The 346-nt window shown below is 52.0% G+C and carries 1 pseudogene; it reads left to right on the top strand.

The features are described 5' to 3' along the window. Nucleotides 1-28 precede the first annotated feature (28 nt). Nucleotides 29-268 (top strand): annotated as a pseudogene (locus CIK04_RS24510) (EamA family transporter); the annotation flags it as partial. Nucleotides 269-346 lie beyond the last annotated feature (78 nt).

Below are 346 nucleotides of genomic sequence, written 5' to 3'. Positions count from 1 at the left end.
GATTTACTTAGGCCGGTGATGCATCTGGCTTGGCTATTTTGCCTGGAACAAAGGGGCAACGTTGGTAAATGCTGGAGCCTTGGCGGTAATGAACAACGCTTTGGTGCCTGCTGGGCTTATCGTCAACATCTTGATTTGGAATCGCGATGTCGATTTGCTGCGCCTAACATTGGGCGGCGGGGTCATTCTGTTTTCGCTGTGGCTGAACGAAACCTGGGTCAAAGCCAAAGTTGAGCGCGACTTTGCTCGCAAAGCATCACAAGCCTAGCCCTTGTCTCGCATAGCGACCCGTTTCAATGACCCACATGCACTCAGCACCACTTCGGTTGGGCTGGAGTCATTATTC

It is taken from the genome of Vibrio sp. 03_296, assembly GCF_002265885.1.
This window is presented reverse-complemented; position numbering and strand designations above follow the sequence as displayed.